Annotated in this window: 20 protein-coding genes and 1 tRNA gene; 6 read left to right on the forward strand and 15 right to left on the reverse strand. The window is 50.5% G+C overall.

Annotated features, from left to right (window positions below):
* Window positions 1-11: 11 nt before the first annotated feature.
* The 3 genes from LIX00_RS16785 to LIX00_RS16795 all read right to left on the reverse strand — a co-directional run bounded on the left by LIX00_RS16785 (window position 12) and on the right by LIX00_RS16795 (window position 2,079).
* Entirely contained in the window at window positions 12-302 is a 291-nt protein-coding gene (locus LIX00_RS16785; protein WP_227356128.1) for a DUF3006 domain-containing protein, read from the reverse strand.
* On the reverse strand, window positions 299-1,753 hold the full coding sequence (locus tag LIX00_RS16790) for a lamin tail domain-containing protein (protein ID WP_227356129.1): 1,455 nt from the start codon (window positions 1,751-1,753) through the stop codon (window positions 299-301). The genes LIX00_RS16785 and LIX00_RS16790 overlap by 4 nt, the downstream gene beginning before the upstream one ends.
* A 158-nt stretch (window positions 1,754-1,911) precedes the next feature.
* Window positions 1,912-2,079 (reverse strand): DUF1931 domain-containing protein, encoded by a 168-nt coding sequence (locus LIX00_RS16795; RefSeq protein ID WP_227356130.1) that lies wholly within the window; start codon window positions 2,077-2,079, stop codon window positions 1,912-1,914.
* Window positions 2,080-2,767: 688 nt separating this feature from the next.
* Between LIX00_RS16795 and LIX00_RS16800 the strand changes: the two genes are divergently transcribed.
* Complete coding sequence (locus LIX00_RS16800) at window positions 2,768-3,478, forward strand: haloacid dehalogenase type II (protein ID WP_227356131.1); 711 nt, start codon at window positions 2,768-2,770, stop codon at window positions 3,476-3,478.
* Between the two features lie 241 nt (window positions 3,479-3,719).
* On the opposite strand, the gene LIX00_RS16805 is transcribed toward LIX00_RS16800, so the two are convergent.
* From LIX00_RS16805 to LIX00_RS16820, 4 genes are all read right to left on the reverse strand, one after another.
* Window positions 3,720-3,941, reverse strand: coding sequence for a hypothetical protein (locus LIX00_RS16805; RefSeq protein ID WP_227356132.1), 222 nt, complete (start codon window positions 3,939-3,941; stop codon window positions 3,720-3,722).
* 232 nt (window positions 3,942-4,173) lie between these two features.
* The gene (locus LIX00_RS16810; protein WP_227356133.1) at window positions 4,174-5,280 is read right to left on the reverse strand and encodes a nitrilase-related carbon-nitrogen hydrolase; all 1,107 of its coding nucleotides are present in this window, start codon (window positions 5,278-5,280) and stop codon (window positions 4,174-4,176) included.
* A 322-nt stretch (window positions 5,281-5,602) separates the two neighbouring features.
* Window positions 5,603-7,069, reverse strand: a complete 1,467-nt coding sequence (gene arcD / locus LIX00_RS16815; RefSeq protein ID WP_227356134.1) for an arginine/ornithine antiporter ArcD — start codon at window positions 7,067-7,069, stop codon at window positions 5,603-5,605.
* 557 nt (window positions 7,070-7,626) lie between these two features.
* Window positions 7,627-7,905 carry a helix-turn-helix transcriptional regulator gene (locus tag LIX00_RS16820; protein WP_227356135.1) on the reverse strand — a complete coding sequence of 93 codons (279 nt, stop codon included), beginning with the start codon at window positions 7,903-7,905 and terminating at the stop codon, window positions 7,627-7,629.
* Window positions 7,906-8,384: 479 nt separating this feature from the next.
* On the opposite strand from LIX00_RS16820, the gene LIX00_RS16825 reads away from it, so the two are divergent.
* From LIX00_RS16825 to LIX00_RS16835, 3 genes are all read left to right on the forward strand, one after another.
* A tRNA-Thr gene (locus LIX00_RS16825) sits at window positions 8,385-8,458 on the forward strand.
* Window positions 8,459-8,524: 66 nt separating this feature from the next.
* A complete protein-coding gene (locus tag LIX00_RS16830) occupies window positions 8,525-9,841 on the forward strand; it encodes an amidase (protein WP_227356136.1) in 1,317 nt (438 codons plus the stop codon).
* A gap of 44 nt (window positions 9,842-9,885) precedes the next feature.
* Window positions 9,886-10,122 (forward strand): putative DNA binding domain-containing protein, encoded by a 237-nt coding sequence (locus LIX00_RS16835; protein WP_227356137.1) that lies wholly within the window; start codon window positions 9,886-9,888, stop codon window positions 10,120-10,122.
* A 191-nt stretch (window positions 10,123-10,313) separates the two neighbouring features.
* On the opposite strand, the gene LIX00_RS16840 is transcribed toward LIX00_RS16835, so the two are convergent.
* The 8 genes from LIX00_RS16840 to LIX00_RS16875 all read right to left on the reverse strand — a co-directional run bounded on the left by LIX00_RS16840 (window position 10,314) and on the right by LIX00_RS16875 (window position 18,529).
* Window positions 10,314-11,603 (reverse strand): ArgE/DapE family deacylase, encoded by a 1,290-nt coding sequence (locus LIX00_RS16840; RefSeq protein ID WP_227356138.1) that lies wholly within the window; start codon window positions 11,601-11,603, stop codon window positions 10,314-10,316.
* Window positions 11,604-11,753: 150 nt separating this feature from the next.
* On the reverse strand, window positions 11,754-12,746 hold the full coding sequence (locus LIX00_RS16845; protein ID WP_227356139.1) for a branched-chain amino acid ABC transporter permease: 993 nt from the start codon (window positions 12,744-12,746) through the stop codon (window positions 11,754-11,756).
* On the reverse strand, window positions 12,743-13,618 hold the full coding sequence (locus tag LIX00_RS16850) for a branched-chain amino acid ABC transporter permease (protein WP_227356140.1): 876 nt from the start codon (window positions 13,616-13,618) through the stop codon (window positions 12,743-12,745). Before LIX00_RS16850 ends, LIX00_RS16845 begins: the two co-directional genes overlap by 4 nt.
* An 81-nt stretch (window positions 13,619-13,699) precedes the next feature.
* Window positions 13,700-14,419, reverse strand: a complete 720-nt coding sequence (locus LIX00_RS16855) for an ABC transporter ATP-binding protein (RefSeq protein ID WP_227356141.1) — start codon at window positions 14,417-14,419, stop codon at window positions 13,700-13,702.
* Between the two features lies 1 nt (window position 14,420).
* On the reverse strand, window positions 14,421-15,158 hold the full coding sequence (locus LIX00_RS16860) for an ABC transporter ATP-binding protein (RefSeq protein WP_227356142.1): 738 nt from the start codon (window positions 15,156-15,158) through the stop codon (window positions 14,421-14,423).
* On the reverse strand, window positions 15,158-16,627 hold the full coding sequence (locus tag LIX00_RS16865; RefSeq protein WP_227356143.1) for an amidase: 1,470 nt from the start codon (window positions 16,625-16,627) through the stop codon (window positions 15,158-15,160). The genes LIX00_RS16860 and LIX00_RS16865 overlap by 1 nt, the downstream gene beginning before the upstream one ends.
* Before the next feature lie 136 nt (window positions 16,628-16,763).
* Window positions 16,764-17,195 (reverse strand): GNAT family N-acetyltransferase, encoded by a 432-nt coding sequence (locus tag LIX00_RS16870; protein ID WP_227356144.1) that lies wholly within the window; start codon window positions 17,193-17,195, stop codon window positions 16,764-16,766.
* 47 nt (window positions 17,196-17,242) lie between these two features.
* The gene (locus LIX00_RS16875; RefSeq protein WP_227356145.1) at window positions 17,243-18,529 is read right to left on the reverse strand and encodes an ABC transporter substrate-binding protein; all 1,287 of its coding nucleotides are present in this window, start codon (window positions 18,527-18,529) and stop codon (window positions 17,243-17,245) included.
* A gap of 152 nt (window positions 18,530-18,681) precedes the next feature.
* On the opposite strand from LIX00_RS16875, the gene LIX00_RS16880 reads away from it, so the two are divergent.
* Window positions 18,682-19,923, forward strand: a complete 1,242-nt coding sequence (locus LIX00_RS16880) for a Zn-dependent hydrolase (protein WP_227356146.1) — start codon at window positions 18,682-18,684, stop codon at window positions 19,921-19,923.
* Window positions 19,924-19,987: 64 nt separating this feature from the next.
* Window positions 19,988-20,476: an Lrp/AsnC family transcriptional regulator gene (locus LIX00_RS16885; RefSeq protein WP_368410769.1), complete on the forward strand. Its 489-nt coding sequence runs from the start codon at window positions 19,988-19,990 to the stop codon at window positions 20,474-20,476.
* Window positions 20,477-20,716: the final 240 nt, after the last annotated feature.

Here is a 20,716-nt window from a genome sequence, read left to right on the forward strand (position 1 = left end):
AAATTGGACGTTCAGCTGTTTTCGTCCTCACTCGGTGGTCGGCGTGCAAGGCGGTCGAATTGCTGTTGGGCAGCCTTTGCTCGCTCTTCCGTTTCTGTTGGCATGTACTCCATTTCTAGTACTGTTTCTTCATCAACAGTCACAGTGAAGATCGCGTCTTGGTGACGCCCGGATTCAGGAAGCTTATCGCGATGCATGACGAGTTCATCGACGGTCTCGCCATCGGTTTCGAGCAATAAGACTGCCTGCTCCTCCTCAAACCGATCGAGAACGGCCGTGAACGTCTGCGGCGATTCAGTCATTGATAGGTCTCCCGAAGTACAGTCGTCCCCTCGGTATCCACAACAATGACGGTATCGCCTCCATTGTTCCAGATTGGCTGCCCTGAGCCCCAGTAGAGGTCGGTGTTCGTCTTCTCACCACTCCCAGTATGGATAGTGATTTGCGCACCAGGTTCGAGCGTAACACCATTTGGAACAGTATAGCTATGATCTGCTTCGTCACGGATCTGCCATCCCGAGAGGTCGAGTGGCGTGTTCCCTGTGTTCTTGAGGACGATGTATTCATCGTTGAGATTGTCAGCGTCATCGCCAGCAGCATCAGCATGGACTTCAGTCAGTTGAAGTGCATTAGCTGGTTGTGACGTTGTCATTGTCGGCGCTGTTGTTGTTGGAGAGCCTCCGCCAGGCCCACTAGAACCGCCGACATCAATCGTCGTTCGCTCCGTTACTGGTGTCGTGGTGCCCGGCTCGAAAGGTGACGCAGACCGAAGGGAGTGGGGATCGGTTGGTGCTTTCGCTTGTGTTTTCACGGTGATTTGCGTACCAGTGCTTTCGAGTACGATATTGCCGTGGACGGCAGTCCAGTAGGTCGGGATATTGCGTGCAGCGAGCCGATCCAGCATCTCTTCGTGTGGATGGCCGTATTGAGAGTCGTAGGCGCTTGAAATTACTACTGCTTGTGGCGTGACGGCATCGAGGAATGCATCACTACTACTAGAGCGACTCCCATGATGCCCAGCGTAGAGCACCGTCGAGTTGAGTGCTGAGCGATGGTGCTCGATGAGGTACTGCTCTTCGTGTTCGGCGGCGTCGCCTGGGAGGAGAAAACTTGTTTGCCCGTACGTGACTTTGAGGACAATACTGTTCTCGTTGCGTTCTTTGTTGGCAATATAGGGGTCTGGGGGACCAAGGACGTTCACCGTGGCACATTCGAATGGGATGCGATCTCCTTCTTGGGTCTTGTAGAGCGTAACGTTGTGTTGTTTGACAGCATCCAGGTAGCGTTGATACGTATTGGAGCTGGATGCAATGCCTGGGTCATACACGGCACCAATGCCGTTCGCTTTGGTTTCGTAGTAGTTGATGATGGCTGCATGGCCGCCGATGTGATCGGCGTCTGCGTGGGAGGTGACAAGATAGTCGATGCGGGAGATATTGTGCTGTTTGAGATACTGAAGGACATACTCACCGTCATTCCGCCAGTCACCGGAATCGATGAGCATTGTTTCGCCCGTTGGAGAGACGATGAGGGTGCTTGCGGATTGTCCTACATTGATGTAGTGGACTTTGAGTGACCCCGCTGATGATGTTGTGGTCGAGGAAGTTGGGGGTGAGTGTGTTGTTGCGCTGGAGAGGGTGTCTGTGGATGTAGTGGTCGATGTCTGTGTTGGATTGGGTCCACTACTTGCACACCCGGCGAGAACAACGAGACACGCGATAAGTAGCACAAGCAACGCACGTTTCGGTCGCATATCTTGTACTCACAAGGAAGGTGTAAAAAGGTTGCCTGCGCTTTGAGGGTGGGGTTCGTGCGGTGATCTATGGATCAGAGGTGCTGTTCATACATGAAGAACCTCGAAAGGCTATCGCACCCTCGTGCAGGAAATTGCGAATGAAAAAGGGCGGACCGCTACAAATCGCGCGCTTGGACGGTCTTGCGGTCGTTTTCCTCGGCTCGGCGGGCGGCGTTTTCAAGAACTGTTACAACTTCCTCGTCAAGTGCGTCATAGAAGTCACTTGCAACATTTTGTCCTTCTAACTGTTCTTTGACTGCAGATTTGGTGATTAAATTAGCCATCCAGTCCTCTAGACGGTATAATACTACAAAAATGCAGCGGAAAATAGTCGGGGGAATAATGATTTGGATCACTTACGGTGATATTCTGACGGCGATACGCGCGAGTCAGAGTTTCCGGCGGTAACCGCTCGGTGGTTGGCGGATACGCTTAGGATCAATCGATCGTCCGCTCATCGAAGAGTCAGCAAGTCGAAGATAAGTATCTCGATGTTCTCGAGCATGCGAAAATCGATCATGATGACCGTACTCTCTCGTAGCGTATAATACTTCTTCTAATCATACTCTGAAGTATCGTACTTTGAAGTATCATAGTTCCTTTCCGAGGTGCAGTTCTTCGTTCGGCAGTTCCTTCCGTCCCGTCCACACGCACGGCCAGCAAGGAAGACCACTGAGGCCGTCGCAGTCGCATTCCTCTGGCTCAGCACTATCTTCATCGTCCTCCGAGGAGAAGGTCTTGAATCTGCCGTCATCGGTTGCATTCCCAACTGCGGCCATATACTTGCAGATGGCGGTGCAAAGGTAGTGGCTTTCGACTAATAATCCGTTATTGGGCTGCGGCCAATCTCTCCCTGTATTGGGTCGGGAGCTGTGTCGGCTTATGGGTCTATTTGAAGACGTAGCGGCAGTCAAAACATCTGATTAAGAAAGAACCAGTATATTTATCGAATCGCCTTTGCCACTATTCAGCATGGCAACGACTGGCATAAGCACGATTCGCGAAGAGACTGAGGTGCTCGCTTTCGATCTCTGGGATACGCTACTTGACCGGGAATCAACACTCGTTCCGGCGCTCAAAGACCTCCTCGATGCTAATGGGAGTGACTACGACGCCGAAATCCTGCTTCGACGCTATTTGGCCATGCATTTTCGTGATTCGATGATCGATTCATTGATACCTGGACCCCATACACCATTCAAAGAGATCAGTCGACGTGCCCTCACATATCGTGTCAAGCAACTCGGTCTCGACATTTCCGATGAGGAGGTTCGCGACCTCATTCGTCAGTGGAAGGAGTTGCAACCGTATCCCGATGTCGATGCCGCACTGAGCGACCTCGGTGAAGAGTATACCTTGGTCGGCCTCTCGAACGGCGATCCAGACATGCTCGCTGCGGTTCGGCCGAACTTCAAGACGGATCTCGACGGCGTCATTTCAGTTGCGGAAGCAGGTGCATATAAGCCCCACCGTGCATCCTATGATCTCTGCTGTGAGCGATTTGATGTCGCGCCACACGAGGTCATGTTCGTGACCGCACATACGTTCGATCTGGTCGGTGCCAAGGCAGTTGGTATGCGAGGAGTATTTCTCAACCGCCACGCAAATCCTTTTGGTGGGTGGCCATACCAACCGGACGTAGTCGTCGATGACACTGGACAGCTGACTGAGGAACTGCTCTGAAAGACGTTCCGTATCTCTGAAACCACTCGGCTCAGACTATGAGCCCATCGCAGTAGTCGTCTCGAACGGTCTTCACGAACTCTACACGGACGGTTTGCTCCAAATCGCTGCAAACAGTTGTCAGTCAGATTGAATGTGAATACGCTACGGTTAGTATAACCTACTAACCAGCGTCAGCACCAGTCCGTTCGGAAACGAACGAATGAGAGACTAGGGGGAGGATCGAAGCGTCAGGGGGGTGTTAGTCATCAGAGTTGGCGAGGAACTTCGTGAGCCACTCGCCGGGCGAGAGCGGGTCGAGGGGCGGAGCGTCGATCAACGCCGCCATGTGGCCGATCTCGTGGCTGCAGAAGGCATGTCGGTGAACGTGGTGCGGGCAGGTACACGCCATCACGTTGCCCAGCGTGACGACGTAGTGGTGGTCAGCGGGGTTGTCGTAGCTCTCGTTGGTCACTTCGACCATTCCGGGAGCCTCGACCCCGAAACTGAATTGTTCCCACTGCGCGTTGCTGTGCCGTCTCGTCAGTGTCACGGGCTATGGATTTGCGTGCGTTGCGTTCGTCAATCCAGCATTCAATAGAATCGGATTTGAGAGCGATGGTGGACGGACCTTGGATGTCTGAGACCTACCTTCAAGAGCTGCTTGCTCATTAGCTAAACACTATTTTTGGTTGTGAAAAGCATGTTCGAAATGGTTACTCTATAGACTCGTTAGCTTCGTCTCGATCTTGATACGGTGGTACCCAAATATCTTGTTTAATCATGGAGTCGATACGCGCCTGCGTAACTTCTTCGGCATACTCGTCATGGTGGGGTGGTTGTGCATCGAGATACCGGTTCTTCGGGTAGAGTTCCTGATCGTAAATGACCTGGCAGAGCTCGGTGCGAAGATCTTTCAGCCAATTCGTCAGCGGCGATCGAGTACGGTGTTCACGCAATCCTTCGATATCGATGGGGGCACCGACATATGAAGATCCGGCACCATAGTCGTGTTCGGCAAGTACGTCACCTCGATGGTTAACGACCATCGACCCTCCACCGAAGGTGTCAACGGGCGTCTCTTCATCCGGTGTAAGATAGTAGGTACCCAAATTCGGTGCAACGAGGTAGGCGGTGTTGTCGAGTGCCCGGGCCCGATTCTGAATACGCCACCCGTCATTAGCAACGAGAGGTTCGGGACAAGAAATCCGACAAATAACTTCTGCTCCATTCATCGCAAGGCCGCGAACATATTCCGGATAGGCACCTTCGATAGCCAATGAGATGCCAAGACGTCCAATATCCGTGTCTGCAACTGGGAAAAATGCGTCAAGATCCTTCCCGTGTTCGTCAATCCATGCATCCCAGACGTCGTGGGGACTGACTGATCGTTCGACGGGGAGGAGTGGCGTCACTTTCCGGTGTTTTAGGATGATGTCACCGTCTGGGTCAATAATGAATGCGGTATTAAAGAACTTATTTGGAAACTTCGGTTCAGCTTTCTCCTTCGCTGAGGCCACGATGAAGGTCTCGAATTCTGCAGCATATTCACCGAGTGTGTGGGTCTCGTCACCGGGGATGTCTATCGCGATTTTGTTTGCGTACGTCGCGTGATCCATGTCCATGACCTCATCAGTGAATCCCTGCAGCGCTCCCTCGGGAATGACAGCAAGCTTCACTGGCAACTCGAGTCCACTCAGCCACGTCGCTGCTTTGAGATTGTCGTGGATGTGGTCAAGGTTCTTCTGTATATCGCTGCGTTTTGTCGCGCCCCAGACGGTTGGAGAGAGACCAACCGCCGTGTATTGTTCGATCTTCGCCATTGGTACTTGATTAGTATTATTTCTGGGCAGGATATAATTATGCGGGGTGCTATTGTTGACCAAGGTTGGCAAGCAGGGATAGTATAATCAGCGACATATGTCGTTAACTCATCTCGTGGGCAAATCGATTTCTCGTAAGTTGATTGGGGCTAATAGACCGATGGATGATAGACACAGAAAAGAAAAGAAGAAGTGGCGTGAACCGGTGGCCACTTTCGGTATTCAAAAAGTCGATGAACTGCTTGAACAATCGTGCGAACTTGGAGCGCTTGTTCTCGCGAAGTGTCTCCCGGTACTTCTCGATGCCCTCCGCACACGGCACTCAATCATCGGTCGGTGAACTCGTTTGAGCGTTCGTCGAACTCTCAGTGGTTGTGTCGCGATGCGTAATGCGCCATCCGGTCAGCCCCATAGCAAAGAGAATGAGAGGCGAGAGGAATCCGAGGAAATAGTATGGTGCATAGGTGAGCGTTGGGACACCAAGGACGCCAGCCATGTAGACACCGCCAGCGTTCCAGGGAATTAGAGCACTGGTTGTCGTGCCAGCCGCTTCGACAGCTCGCGAGAGATTCCGGTTTTCGAGGTCGTACTCATTATAGAGGCCCCGAAGAGTCATCCCCGGGATAACGATACTCATGTACTGTTCAGCAGTGAGGATATTCATCGTGATCGCTGAAAGGCCAGTGCCGATTGTAAGGCTCGACGTGCCACTGATAATCCGCCGCATATGATAAGCCAGAGCTGCAAGAATTCCAGTGCGCTCTAGTAGGCCACCGAGTGCAAGGGCAGCAGCGACGATGGTAATCGTCCACGATGATCCAATTAGTCCTGTCGTAGCCAACAATTCATTGACAACCTTTGTCCCTGTCTGCGGGGCAGCTCCATTCTGCGCAATATCCCACGCCTTCGTAAACGAAATCCCTTGTGCTAGCAGCATCGTCCCAACGCTTGCAAAGACGCCAGCTCCGAGCGATGGCAGCGCCGGATATCCGTACAGCGCAAATGCAAAGGTGATGAGAAGTGGGAGAAAGACGATCGGCGTTACTGAATAGTTCTGCATAATTGCCGTTTGAATCGTCTCAACTTGGTTGAGCGGTATTGAACCGGTAAACTGGAATCCGAGTGCGATGTAGCCGAGAAGCGAGAGTACAAATGCGATGCCAGTGCCGACGCGCATTGTTCTGACGTGGGTCATCAACTCGGTGTTCGTCACAGCTGCGGCGAGATTCGTTGTGTCTGAGAGGGGTGAAACCTTATCGCCGGTGTACGCACCGGTGAGAATTGCTCCCGCCGTCATCGGTGCCGGTACACCGAGGCCGGCACCGATACCCATGAACGCCACGCCAAGTGTTCCAGCTGTTGTCCACGAAGACCCAATGGTGAATGCAATGATAACGGCGAAAATCGCTGTAAGCGGGAGAAATACGCCTGGGGTAAGCACTTCAAGGCCATAATAGATGATCGCTGGAATCGTCCCTGCCGCTGTGAGTGTAGCAATGAGCATATAAATTACGAACAGAATCAAAATCGCTTGCATTCCCATCCGTAGGCCATCAACGATTCCTTCGTACATCTCTGCCCACGGGATGTTCAACCAATACCGGCCCACGAGCCCAGTAAGTGCGATACTCCAAATCAACGGCATTTGTGGATCGAGATCGAGCGCAATTGCACCAACCCCTAAGAATAGAACCATTCCAATAACCGGCGTGAGTGCTTGACCGAGCGTTGGTTGGCGCTCAGGTACAATATCATCGAATGATCTTGGTTCGAACGTTAACTTGACCATGAGAGAGTGCTATTGACTATCAGTATTTGAGTTTGTCCATTTCCTAACCGTTAACCTACAATAACAAAAGATTACAAATGAAAGGGCAGTTTTCAACCAAATATCTAAACGTTCACGGTCACTCGGAGAGCTGCGAATAAAAGGAATTTGTCAACATTCGAGAGTCACGAACAAATCGTTCGACAACGTTGGCGCAAACCACCTCAGCTTGACCTCCTCCCACGCCTAAAGATGCGGGTATGCGCTCGATTCTGTATCACAGTCACACTCCTCTCGCTTGGCATCGCCTTCGTCATCCGAAGGGAAGGCATCGAGTGTCCCGTCTTGGGCTGCGTTCTCGACAGCGGCCATATGTTTGCAGGAGGCGTTGCGGTGGACGTGATACATGCAGGTGCAGGCCATCAGTTCGTGGGTCACGTCGTCGATGGAGATGGTGTACTGGTGGGCTATGGGGTTGTTGTGGCTCTGATTAGTGACCCATGCAGATGTCGTTACAACCGATGCTAATTTAGAATTGATTGTGTAGAGCAGTTATCTTTTACGTCTGTTGTACGTAATTAGTCGAAGGCAAGAGAATAGCATCGTTTTCGTGCATCGGCAAACGAGAAGCGTGAGTCAACGAGATCATGTTCTTCGAGTCGAGTCAATGCGTAGCGAACCGTGCGTGGCGGGAGCAAGGTTTCATCGGCAAGTTCAGCCTGCGTGAGCGCATCGTCGTTGTATTCGAGCACTTTCGCAACCAGTTTTGCACTTGGTGGGAGCTCGGAAAGCACGTTAATCGGCGGTTTTATTTGTGGATTGTCTGTGTCTTCTGGAGTTTGTACACGTTGTTGCATTAGACGACAAATGTGGCTAACAAGTCAAGACACCGTTGATATGGCAGAGAGGTCTGTCGGGTCGAAACTGATCGCCTACAAATATTGGTCGGGGTGAGTGTGAAGGTGAATACGAGGGTGGATTCGAACCCATGGACGCCTCCGCGAGCGGGTCTTAAGCCCACCGCTGTTGGCCTGGCTTGGCAATCCTCGCCTGCCAGTCGATTACTCCGTTCAGAATAAGTGGTTTACTACTTGTGGGGGGCGCTAAGAGCTGGCTTTTATGCCGGGAGCAGTCAATTAACCCCGTTGTGACGAGCAAGAGTATGGAGTTGCTTGGATGGCCACGTCGGCCTACGAGATTTTACTCGATTGGCATCGTAGAGAATCACGGTTGTAGTTTGATTCTGAGTTGCTTTAGGATCCATTAACGTCAAAGTCACAAGGAGAAGGGTAAAGGAAGGAGAAGACCTTTGTCGTGAGCGTATTAATCTCGAGATGCCTTGGTAGCTCAGGCTGGCAGAGCAGCTCCTTTGTAAGGAGTCGGTCGGGAGTTCAAATCTCTCCCAAGGCTTTCTTGAGCTCTCCTCGAATATCATAGAGGATAATGCTTACGTTATGATGAACGATATCGAGACACATGTTTGTAGGAAACGCACAGCTCACGGAAGCGATCCATGCACTCCGTTCGGGGTGCGAGACGCCGACAACCTACGTCGAGGACTGCCGCGACCGAGTGGAAGCGATTGAAGACGACATTTGCGCGTTGGTTCCGGAGGCTAATCGCTGGGAGCGACTTCAGCGTCAGACGCGTGAACGCGAGGCAAATAGCAGGTCGGACCCGACCAGTCGACCGCCGTTGTACGGTATTCCGGTCGGCATAAAGGATATCTTTCGGGTCGACGGTATGCCGACCCGTGCAGGATCGGATCTCCCTCTTAGTGCGCTTGCCGGAAGGGAATCGGTGGCGTGGCATCGACTCCGAGAAGCAGGTGCGATCCCGTTCGGAAAGACAGTAACCACTGAGTTTGCGTACTTTGATCCAGGCCCAACACGCAATCCACACGACGCCAACCGAACCCCTGGTGGGTCGAGCAGCGGGTCGGCCGCTCTTGTCGCCGCCGGGGGATGCCCACTTGCACTGGGTACCCAGACCATCGGATCAGTCATCCGCCCTGCGGCGTTCTGTGGCATTGTCGGCTTCAAGCCTACCTTTGGGCGCATTCCCATAGATGGGGTAATTCCGCTCTCACCATCACTCGACCACGTTGGGTTTTTCACTCAGACCATCGCAGACGCTGCTCTTCCAGCGGCGATTCTCTGTGACAACTGGCGAACCCTCCCCGATCCCGTGGAACGACCAACGCTCGGTGTGCCAGCGGACGCCTACCTCAACCAAGCTGGTGAAACGGGCCAATCGCATTTCGAGCGTCATCTCAATGATTTATCAGATTCAGGATACAGCGTAATCAAAACCGATCTTTTCGCAGACATCGGCGGTATCAACAGTCGGCACAATCGTCTCATGGCAGCCGAGGCAGCACTTGTCCATCAGGAGAACGAGTGGTACCCCGCCTATCAGGATCGCTACGCCGAGAAAACGCGCGACCTTATTGAGGAGGGGAGGGAAGTTTCTATTAAGGAAGTTGCAGCTGGTCGCGCTGATCGTGCGAACCTTCGGACGGAACTCAGGACGAAGATGGCCGAGACTGACATCGATGTATGGATAAGTCCTGCTGCACCCGGACCAGCACCAAAAGGCATCGATAGCACCGGCGACCCGATAATGAACTTGCCATGGACAAATGCTGGAGTTCCGACGGTGACACTTCCAGTTGACCAGACTGACGCAGGCCTTCCGCTCGGTCTCCAGTGTGCGGCAGCACCTAATGCAGATGAGGAACTCCTCGGGTGGGCGACGACCCTCGCTGATGACCTCGGAACGATAACGGAATAATTGCTATACGATTCTTTGACGTGAACGGTATGTATCTCAAACGTATGATGCAGTTCGATACCGCGGTCAATTATACAGAGCAAGCGACTGACGACGATATTCTCGCGGCGATACGCACGTCGGAGTTTCCGGCGGTGACCGCTCGGTGGGTGGCGGATACGCTTGACATTGAGCGGCCCTCCGCTCATCGACGGCTTGAGGAACTACACGAGAATGGAGGGGTTGAGCGTGGGAAGTTGAGTCCGCGGGTTGTGATCTGGTGGATTCCAGAGAAAGAATGAAGAGATTCCTCAATTCACGAAGTACGTCGAAAGATGTAGTGACAAACAGGACACTGTCGTTCGAGTTCATCGATCACGCAATCGCTTGTATTACCGGTCCATCCACAGTCAGGACATTGAGTGAGGCTAGTACTCATTTCATTTCACAATGACCTCCAGTACCAACTACTTTGGGAACGCAAGAATGCTATTCAGCCGTCAACTCCACAATAGTCGACAGCAATCCCAGCGATCGTTTTCGCCGTCTCAAGCAATGCAGGAACCGTAGTGTGCTCATCGGCACCGTGGAGGTTCCAGCCCATCGGACCCACTGAAACTGCATCAACATCGTAGTAGAGTTCGTAAAATCGCTCATCTAGTGCTGCATTGCCCCCCACAAATGAACCAGACTGTTTCGTAATCCGTTCAGCATTTTGCTTCGAGATCTGTGCGATCTCAGCGTCCGGACTGATTTCATGGGGGACAGCCTGCCATCCAAACCACTCGATCGATGGATGATGGTCTTTGAGCCACGGATCATCGTTTGCTGCTTCATGAATCGCACTCTCGATCTGTTCTCGAACACTTTTACGACTTTCACCTGGTGGCCATCCAACACGGCCCTGAAGAATCGCTTTTCCTGGGAGAGTCGATGGCCAATCGCCGGCCTCAATCATGCCGATATTGATGTTCGTTACATTTCCTTCGAGTTCAGGATCACTTCGATAGGCAGGCTCATAGTCAATCTCGGCTTTTCGTTGTTGGTCGAGTTCCTCGATCGCCTGGTAGATCTTCGTTGCGTTACCGATTGCATTGACACCTTGATGCCCCCATGCAGCATGAACACTTTTTCCGGGAACCACGACCCGGAAATACATGACACCAGCACTTGCAATGCCAATATTCGGGATGTCAAATGGTTCAGCAATTACGGCTGCATCTGGGACATAGCCGCGTTCGAGGGCTGACAAAGCACCGCCAATGCCACCATCCTCTTCCTCAATGGTGCTTTGGAAGATGATATCGCCACCGAGTTCTACCCCACTATCCTCAAGTGCTTCGATCGCTAGTAGAACTGATGCCAATCCTCCCTTCATGTCGGCCACACCACGCCCATAAAGGATTTCTCCCTCTTGGGTAACCGTCCACGGTTCTCGCTCCCACTCGCTTTCAGTCACATCGACTACATCGATATGACCACCGAGCGTAAGTGTCGGCCCATCACCACCCTCGATTCGAACAGCAACATTTGGCCGCCCGTCGTATCCAACAGCGTCGTACGAGGAGGTTTGAAAATATCCCTCGTGATCCGCGAGTTCGTCTGCCGATGGTTCCCAGACATCTGGTTCGTAGCCAATCGACTCAAGTTGGTTTCTAACAACCTCTTGTCCAGGTTTTTCATTGCCGGTTACCGTGTTGGCCTCGACAAGTTCAGTTACTAATTCTATGAGATCCGATTCCTTGGAGTCGATCGTTTCTTCGAGTGTAGCTTTCGTGGACATTATCGTTATATCGTGAGCGTTGGTTGTGGTTTTTCGTTGCTAGTTCTTCTCGCTGTTCAGTAGGCAATGGTATCTAGTTGTAGATGTCACGTGGCGGTGGCCAACGCTCTCCTCGGAACTGAGTGTAACCTCTGATTCGAAAACTCATCCTCATCGGTCGAACAACTCCTGGAAACGGGATTGAATTCCGAAATCACTTCCAGCGAGCCCATTCGGGAAGAACAGCGTCACAATAACCAACAACGCTCCCCAAATGATCAGCCGAACTTCACCGACATCACGAAGCATTTCTGAGAGACCAAAGACAGCAACGCCGCCAAAAATGGCACCACCGATCATCCGTGGTCCCCCAATGATACCCATCGCCATTACCTCAATCATCTGGGACAGTTGGAGCATCGGCGGCGAGATAATGAGCAGTGTATATGCTTGCAGTGCACCAGCAACACCAGCGATTGCTGATCCAATGATGAATCCAGAGAGCTTGTAGCGTGGGACGTTATTTCCGAGCATTTCTGCAGCTTCTTCTGATTCGCGAATTGCACGGGCAACGAGCCCAAACCGATTTACAAGAAATCCGTATTGAACACCCATGAGTAACACGACAATACCCACGACGAAGTAATACATGAGCAGCTGATCGCCACCGAAAAGGGGTGAGAAACTCGTATACCCTGTCGGACCGCCGGTTACATCCCGAAGAATGATCGTACCTCGGTAGATGATTTCTGCATAGGCCAACGTCACCATCCCAACGTAGGCACCCTTGAGTCGCAGTACTGGATACGCGATCGGAAGGCAGAACACACCTGCTGCAAGCCCTGCAATGAGGATCGATATAAGTGGCGGTACGCCAAGTTCGCCCACAACCAGTACCGCTGCATACGCTCCAACGCCATACAATGCAACGTGGGCGAACGTGAAGATCCCAAAGTATCCTGCAATGAAGATCCAACTCCCAACCAATAGCACGATTATGAATAGCTGCATGAGGATCTCAATCCCATAGGATGTGAAGATCAGTGGAGCAATCGCAGCAATGAATCCACCAAGAAGGAAAAGTACCCCATTTCGAGTTCGGGCGTCTTCTTTGAGTCGTGTCGTGGTTCGTTCGAACGCAGCACGGAGTGTTTGCCCAATCATCCGCTGATCCACCCTCCAATACCGTCCGGCGTGGCGACTAGAATGACGATCATGATCACAAAGAGGATGATCATTGCCGTTTCGCTCGCTACCCAGATCATGCTAATGCTCCGAATCACCGCGAGCCCTATCGCCGCTATAAGTGTTCCCCGAACACTACCAAGCCCACCGACCATAACGACGATAAACGCGAGTAGAAATGGATACCACCCGACTGATGGATAGATCGCAAAGAGTGGTGCAAGCAGCACTCCTGCTAGCCCCGCAAGTGCTGCGCTCACGCCGAAAGTAATTGCATAGATTCGTTTTGGGCGTACCCCCATGAGGAGTGCTGTCTGACTATCCTGCGAGACTGCCCGAATAGCAAGTCCCAATTTCGTTCGAGAAATGATTAGAAAAAGCAGGCTTAGTGCAACAACTGAAATCAAAAAGATCAGAAGTCGCTGTGCATTCACGGTTATCCCCGCTATTTCCCATGCTGCATTTGTTATCTGTGGAAATGCCCGCCGACTTGAGCCGATCCCCACGAGAATCGTATTTTCAATGAAAATCGCAAACCCGAGTGTGATCACCATTGAAGCGATATCGAATTCCTCTCGATCCCGCAATGGCTCTATCAGTGAATACTCGATAATCCACCCAACGATAAAAACGACGAGAATCGCACTGAGAATCGCCACGAAAATACTACCAGATATCCTTAGAGCGAAAAATCCGACAAATCCGCCGATCATAAACATCGCTCCATGGGAAAAGTTGAGGACACGAGCGACACCCCAAATAAGAGTCAGCCCGACCGCGATCAGTGCAAGCTGCCCACCAAAGAATACTCCATTGACGATTTGCTGTACAACGAGTTCAAGACTGACCATATTAGTTCACACTCCTGCTCACTACTGCGTGAACACTCTCTACCCTGGAGATGTCTATGATCAATTCATCTACTTGCCAGTTCATTTGTGACGCTCTCCAATGTACATTTTCATGATTTCATCCTCATTCCGTAGTTCATCTGTCCACCCTTCGAACACGACTCTTCCCTGATCAAGGACGTAAACGTACTCAGCGATGTTGAGGACTTTTCGAATATTTTGCTCGATGATTATCATATCTCGTCCTTCCTCTTTGAGCCTGGCTACTTGTTCGAAGACAAGTTCAACGAGATCTGGAGCAAGTCCTGCACTCGGTTCGTCGAGGAGCAATATTTTCGGATCTGACATTAGTGCACGGCCAAACGCGACCATCATTTGTTGGCCACCGCTAAGTTCTCCAGCTCGTTGGCTCCGTTTCTCCTTGAGCACCGGAAACATCTCGAACACTGTCTCATATTGATTCTCCAAAAACTCCTTATCATCGACTAAGAAAGCTCCGATCCGAAGATTTTCTTGGACCGTCATCTCCGGAAAGGCGTTTCCGCCTTGAGGTAGCATGATTGCACCCTGTTCGATAACGTCACGTGGGTGAGCGTTTGTTACATCGGTGTCTCGAATCCGAATTGACCCATCCCAAACCTCAACGAGACCACAAATCGTTTTTAGAAGGGTCGATTTGCCAGATCCATTTGGGCCAATGATACAGTTGACACGGTCGGGTTTGATATCGAGGGTAATATCGTGTAACACCTGATTTTCATCATACCCTGCATTGACTGACTCTAAATTTACCAAGGACATATTATGTCCCTCCGAGATAGGCTTCGCGAACCTGGTCATCCGCTTGGATCTCTTCGAATGTACCTGTCATCACCTGTCTCCCGGCGTTCATCACGATAACTCGTTCACATAGCTCACTTATAACTGACATATCGTGCTCAATCACAAGAATGGCAGTCCCCCGATTGTTTATTTGTTTGATGTCTGCCATGATTTCATCCATGAGTGCCGGGTTGACACCAGCAGCCGGTTCATCGAGAAGGATTAGCTCTGGCTCGAGCATTAGTACACGAGCAAGTTCGAGGAGTTTCTTTTGTCCTCCGCTAAGTTCATCAGCACGGTTTTCAGCAACTTGAGCAAGATGTAACTCTTCCAGTAGTTTCCAGATCCGTTCATCACGCTCATCCGGTCCCACCGACACATTTGGAACCATCATATTTTCTACGACGGTTAGTCGTCCGAATGGTTTCGAGATCTGGAATGTTCGACCAACACCAAGCGTGGACACCTCATACGGTTTCTTATTCGTGATGTCATCCCCATTGAAGACGATCTCACCGTTGCTTGGCGATAAAAATCCGGTAATGAGATTCAGTGTAGTCGTCTTCCCGGATCCATTGGGACCAATCAATCCGACCAACTCGCTGGATTTAATCGAGATATCGAGACCATCGACTGCCATCACACCTCCAAATGACTTCTTGAGGCCATCTGTTGCGAGAATCTGCTTTCGGTCTGATTGTGGAGTCTGTCCAGCCATTACTCATTTCCCTCCGCGATAGCTGTTGGCGGATAGGATCCTTCCCATGGCAGTGTTTGTTCGACGAATGAACTGGCCATGATTACGGTTCGGTCACCGAAGCGAGGTCCAATCAGTTGCATTCCGATAGGGAGCCCCTCGTCTGAGAATCCGATTGGTACTGACCCAGCTGGATTCCCACTTAGGTTAAGGAGCCACGTGAGGGTCCACCCATGCATTGGATGCACCGAGACGCCGTCAACAGTCGGGTGATCAGTATTTAGCTCAAACGCGGTTCGTCCAAGTGTTGGTGTTGCAAGAATGTCGAACTGAGAGACGACCTCTTGGACTTCTCGGAATATCGAGGTTCTAACCCGTCGTGCTTCAGCGAGTTCTCGAGTCCCGATTTGAAGACCCTTCTGAATGCGAGATCGAACTTCTGGGGTGACCTCGATATCATCTGCAAGTAGATCAACGTCTGAATCTCGCTTCAAATTCTCATATAGTCCAACATACCGGGATTGGAGAATCAATTCAAGTGCATCGTGTCGTTCTTCCCATGTTCCTTCAAACGAGACATTTGCCGGCTCAACAGTTGCACCAGTATCTGAGAAGTGTTTTAGTGCGCTTTCTATTGCATTCTGAACCTCTGTACTGACAACAGATGCACCGAAGTCAACCGAATACCCAATTGACAGATTTGATATATCTCCCTCGAGAGAATCCTGATATGATGACGTTATTTGTGGAAGACTGAACGGATCGTTCACATCAGGACCAGTGATCACATCCAACATCAACGCCGCATCACCCACCGTCCGAGCAATCGGTCCGAGGTACGTGTACGGTAAGCAGTTCTCGTAAGCGTCTACATTGGACGAACCGTGGGGTACACGTCCAAAATCAGGCATCAATCCATATACACCACAAGCACTGGATGGGATTCGTATCGAACCTGCTGCATCAGACCCGAGTGCGAGTGGTGCAAGTCCTGCAGCAACAGCCGCGGCGCTGCCACCGGATGAGCCACCAGTGGTACGAGTGAGATCCCATGGATTGGTCGATGCTCCAAAGATTGGATTTTCAGTTACGGTTTTCCGACCAAATTCCGGTGTATTTGTTTTTCCGAGGATGATCGCCCCTGCGTCTCGCAGCCGTGTAACAACTGTATCATCTGCGGTAGGGGTATGTTCGGCAAATGAAGGCGAACCAAATGTTGTGCGAACTCCCTTGACCCGGGTGAGATCTTTGATGGCAATTGGAATACCATGGAGTTGGCCTAGTTTATCACCTCGTTCAACGGCCTGCTCAGCTATCACTGCCTCCGATCGAGCACTCTCTTCACAAACTGTGACATAGGCTGTGAGACGGTCATTTACCCGATCAATCCGGTCAAGGAACGCATCAACGAGAGTAACGGGGGAAAGATTACCTGACCGAATACGGTCTGCAAGTTCAGTAGCAGGGGTGAAACACAAGTCATCACTCATTCGAATCAACCTCCAATGTCATTGGCGTGAACTCCTATCCCGTATTAGTTTGTTTTCTGTCCAGATTTCGTGGCAATTTGGGTGCTTCGCCACTATTTCCTGTTCAAACCTGAACAAAGTCTCTCGGGGTGCTGACTTAGTCGAGATCATATTTAAATGAGTAACAGTATTTTTCGTATCCAAGGTTCTCGTAAAACCGATGAGCATCATCCCTCCACAGTCCTGATTCGAGCTCTACAGCAGCACAACCCTGTTGTTGAGCCCAATCGTGTACGAACGACAGAAGTTGCTCGCCAAACCCTTCGGAACGACGCGATTCCGTTGTTACGAGGTCGTAAACGTACGCATGTCGTCTCAAGTAAAAGTTCGTTGATATCGTGACGCCAACAACTGCAATTGGGTCACCCTCTTCGTAGCCCACGAAGAGCCGATACCCTTCTTCGACCATTTCCGCATATAGGTCATCGAAGGAATCTTCAGTAAGGTGAGATCGCAGCTCCTGAAGGATAGGGAAGGCTTCTTGGCGTTCTTCGGCTGTTTCAGCTTGCCGAATGTTCACTGTGATCACCTGTAAATGGATTGAAACCAACTACTATGCTCAATTCACTCATTGCGTTAGTAGACACTCTCGTCGATTTGTTTTGCAGCTAACTTTGGAGGCCAGACGAAATTGAGATTTCCATCGATAATTTGGTAGCCTAGTGCAGATTGTGATTCTGGGCTTCCCCATGCTGCTTGATGATTTTTCTGATATTTAATATATCCAGTTCCTCCTTTGATCGGCTCAGAATTGAGCACTTTGTTGGCCCACTGCTCGTTACTCGCAGATCGAAACGCCTCTAAATCGTCAAACGAACGGGCGTACTCAGTAATTAGTTTGATATTTTGGTATGAGAGCGCCGCACTTCCAGTCATTTCAGCATCGTATTTTTTATTCCATGCTTGGAGCGCCCCTTGTTGCTTGAGCAATTTATCGACACGACCTGCATTCAGTAATGTAATCGCTCCGTTTGCGGCGTTACCAGCTGTTTTTCGTGCTTGTTCGATCGTAAGCCCATAGTTGTGAAAGAAGTGTGTGTTTTCAAACCCTGCTCCAGCAAACTGCTTTGCAAGGTTACCAGCACCAGATGATGATGTTTGGACGCCCCATACGATATCTGGGTTATTCTGCTTGATTCGCGAAAGGAGAGAGGTAAAGTCGGTTTCGTCTAATCCAACTTCATCTTCCGAAATGACATTCCATCCAATTTTGTTCAACTCGCCTTTCATCAAATCCATGATTGAGAGCCCGTATGACGTATCTTCGCCAATCAACGCGATTTTCTTACTTTGATATGGGAAATAGCCGATCTTTTGTTTTTGAAATTGAGAGATGAGCTGTCGCCACCCTACGGCATACGCTTCCGAGGGAGGTGCCGTCTTAAAGACGTTTGTGAGGTTGTTTTTGTTGATTTTCGCAACTATTTCGCTTGAGACAGCTTCATCGATAATCTGTGGTGTATCATGTTGATTGGTCACGTCGATTGTTGTCAGTGCGACGTCACTGTGAAATCCACCACCCATTGCATCGACTTGTTCTTCTTGAATAAGCCGGCTAACTTCGTTCCGACCTCCTGATGGTTGTGATTCTGAATCTCCGAATGCCAGTGTAATATCCTGGCCACCAACACCACCGTCTTTGTTTATCATCTCACGGGCAAGATTCGCTGCCATCTTCTTTTGTTGCCCTATGTTTGAAGCTGGCCCCGAAAATGGCCCGTAAAACCCGATTTTCAGGCCACCTTCACCTTTACTTCCGCCTCCTCCAAACCCTTTGAGACATCCAGCTAACGCTCCAACAGCTCCTGCCCCACAAACACGGAGAAATCCCCGTCGTGTGTTGGTGCGTGACGTGCTGCTCATTCTCATGGTACTGTACTCAGAGACAGGGTATAAATAATTACTGGTTAGGCTGGCAGTTTGTCCCAATCTTGATTTCAGCAACGGGACTCTGTTCGAGAATTAGAAGCTGTTCTAGACAAGATGTAAGTAGAGAGGGTGAGATTACCACACATATGTTGGAAATCAATTCGGAAAGATTTCGCGAAACGTTCGAACGATACTCAAAAATCGGTGGGACGGCGAATGATGGTCTTCACCGATTAGCACTGTCGACAACCGATGGAGAGGTGAGAGATGAGTTCGTCTCGGATTTAGAGGCGCTTGGACTGTCTGTCCGTATCGATGAAGTTGGGAATATTTTCGGACGCCTGCCAGGCGCTGATCAAGCAGCAGCCCCAATTCTTATCGGCTCTCATCTTGACTCACAGCCAAAAGGCGGACGATATGATGGTCAACTCGGTGTTCTCACAGCCCTTGAGACTATTCGAGCCTTCGATGATTCAGACATAGAAACGCACCGTCCTGTCGAGATCGTCAATTGGACGAATGAAGAAGGATCGCGATTTAAACCAGCGTTGATGGGGAGTGGTGCCTGGGTTGGCGTACATGACGTCAATAAAATCCTCTCCACCACCGATGAGCAGGGAATAACTGTTGAAGATGCACTTAAAGAAATCGGTTATGATGGCACCGCTCCATGTGGCCCGAATGAGATACCTCATGCGTACTTAGAGCTTCATGTAGAGCAAGGCCCGGTGCTTGAAGAGCATGGACGAGAAATTGGAATTGTCGAAGGAATTCTTGGTATGGCGTGGCTCGAAGCAATGATCTACGGTGAAGCCGATCATGCTGGCCCCTCACCAATGCATACTCGATCAGATTCACTGGTCGCAGCAGCAGACGTGGTTACGGGAGTTCGACGCCTAAGTACGCATCTTGCAGACGATGTGGTAACAACTGTTGGAGAATTGATCGTCGAACCCAACTCGGTGAACGTAATCCCATCCAAAACCAGTTTTACTATCGATCTCCGTTCCTACGATGATGATGTTGTCAATCGTGGTATCGATCAGATCGAAACCGAACTATCATCTGCCTGTGCTCGGGAGGGAACCGAGTATGATCTCGAGGAACTCTGGAAGATCCCGCATACGGAATTCTCACAGCAGATCTGCACTCGCCTTGAGACCAATGCCAACAAACTCGGACGATCACATGAACGTATGATCGGTGGTGCCGGTCATGATGCCTCGTATTTAGCGGATTTGACTGAAACAGGGCTTGTCTTTGTTCCCAGTGTCGATGGTAAAACGCACAACGAGCAGGAGTTCACTGAGTGGGATGATGCCGTCGCCGGGGCAGAGGTGTTTGCTAATACTGTCTTGCAACTCGCTGAGGCAGAGGAGATATCATAATGAGTGCTGTTCATGTTCTCCCCTCTATAACTGAGGTATTGGCTGAAGACAGGTTCAAGAGGCGATGACAATGGATTCTCGTGATATTGAAATTCTCAAGACAGTATTTGAGCTTGGTGATCCTAGCCCACGACGAATCGGAGAGAAAATTGGCATACCAAAGTCAACTGTTCATTATCGACTTTCCAAGCTCCAAGAACAAGGTGTCCTTCAAAACGATCTCTATGAATTTGATTCGAAAGTTGCAGGATTCAACATCACCGTAATCACAGAAGTTCTCGCAGAGTATGAGCCAAACTATCAACAACGCGTTGGCGAAGAACTCTCTGCAATAGAAGGTGTTTCTGAAGTCCATTTCATGATGGGTGATACTGATTTTATCGTTGTGGCACATCTTCCCAACAGTGACCATATTCAGCGTTTAATTAACGAATACGAAGTGATCGAGGGGGTTGAGCGAACTAGCTCCAAATTCGTGATTTCGACAATTAAGAATGAACCAAATGCCATACGAAATTATGATCTTAAGACGCTCACCGAGATTTTAAGGTAACTGATGCTAGTGGCAAAGTACAGTGTCATTCTCTCTGTAGTAAACAACGTGGCTTCCTCACGCAGAAGGAAATCCGAGTCGTCGTCACGCGGTGAATGCACGTACGATTCGTATGCGAACGAGGATGCGCATCGACGGCTTGAAGCGTTACATGGGAATGGAAAGATAGAGCGTGGGAAGTTGAGTCCGCGGGTTGTTATCTGGTGGATTTCGGAGGAATAGAGCAATAGATACCCTCCG

Origin of the sequence: Haladaptatus salinisoli (assembly GCF_020614375.1) — an archaeon.
Taxonomy (GTDB): domain Archaea; phylum Halobacteriota; class Halobacteria; order Halobacteriales; family Haladaptataceae; genus Haladaptatus; species Haladaptatus salinisoli.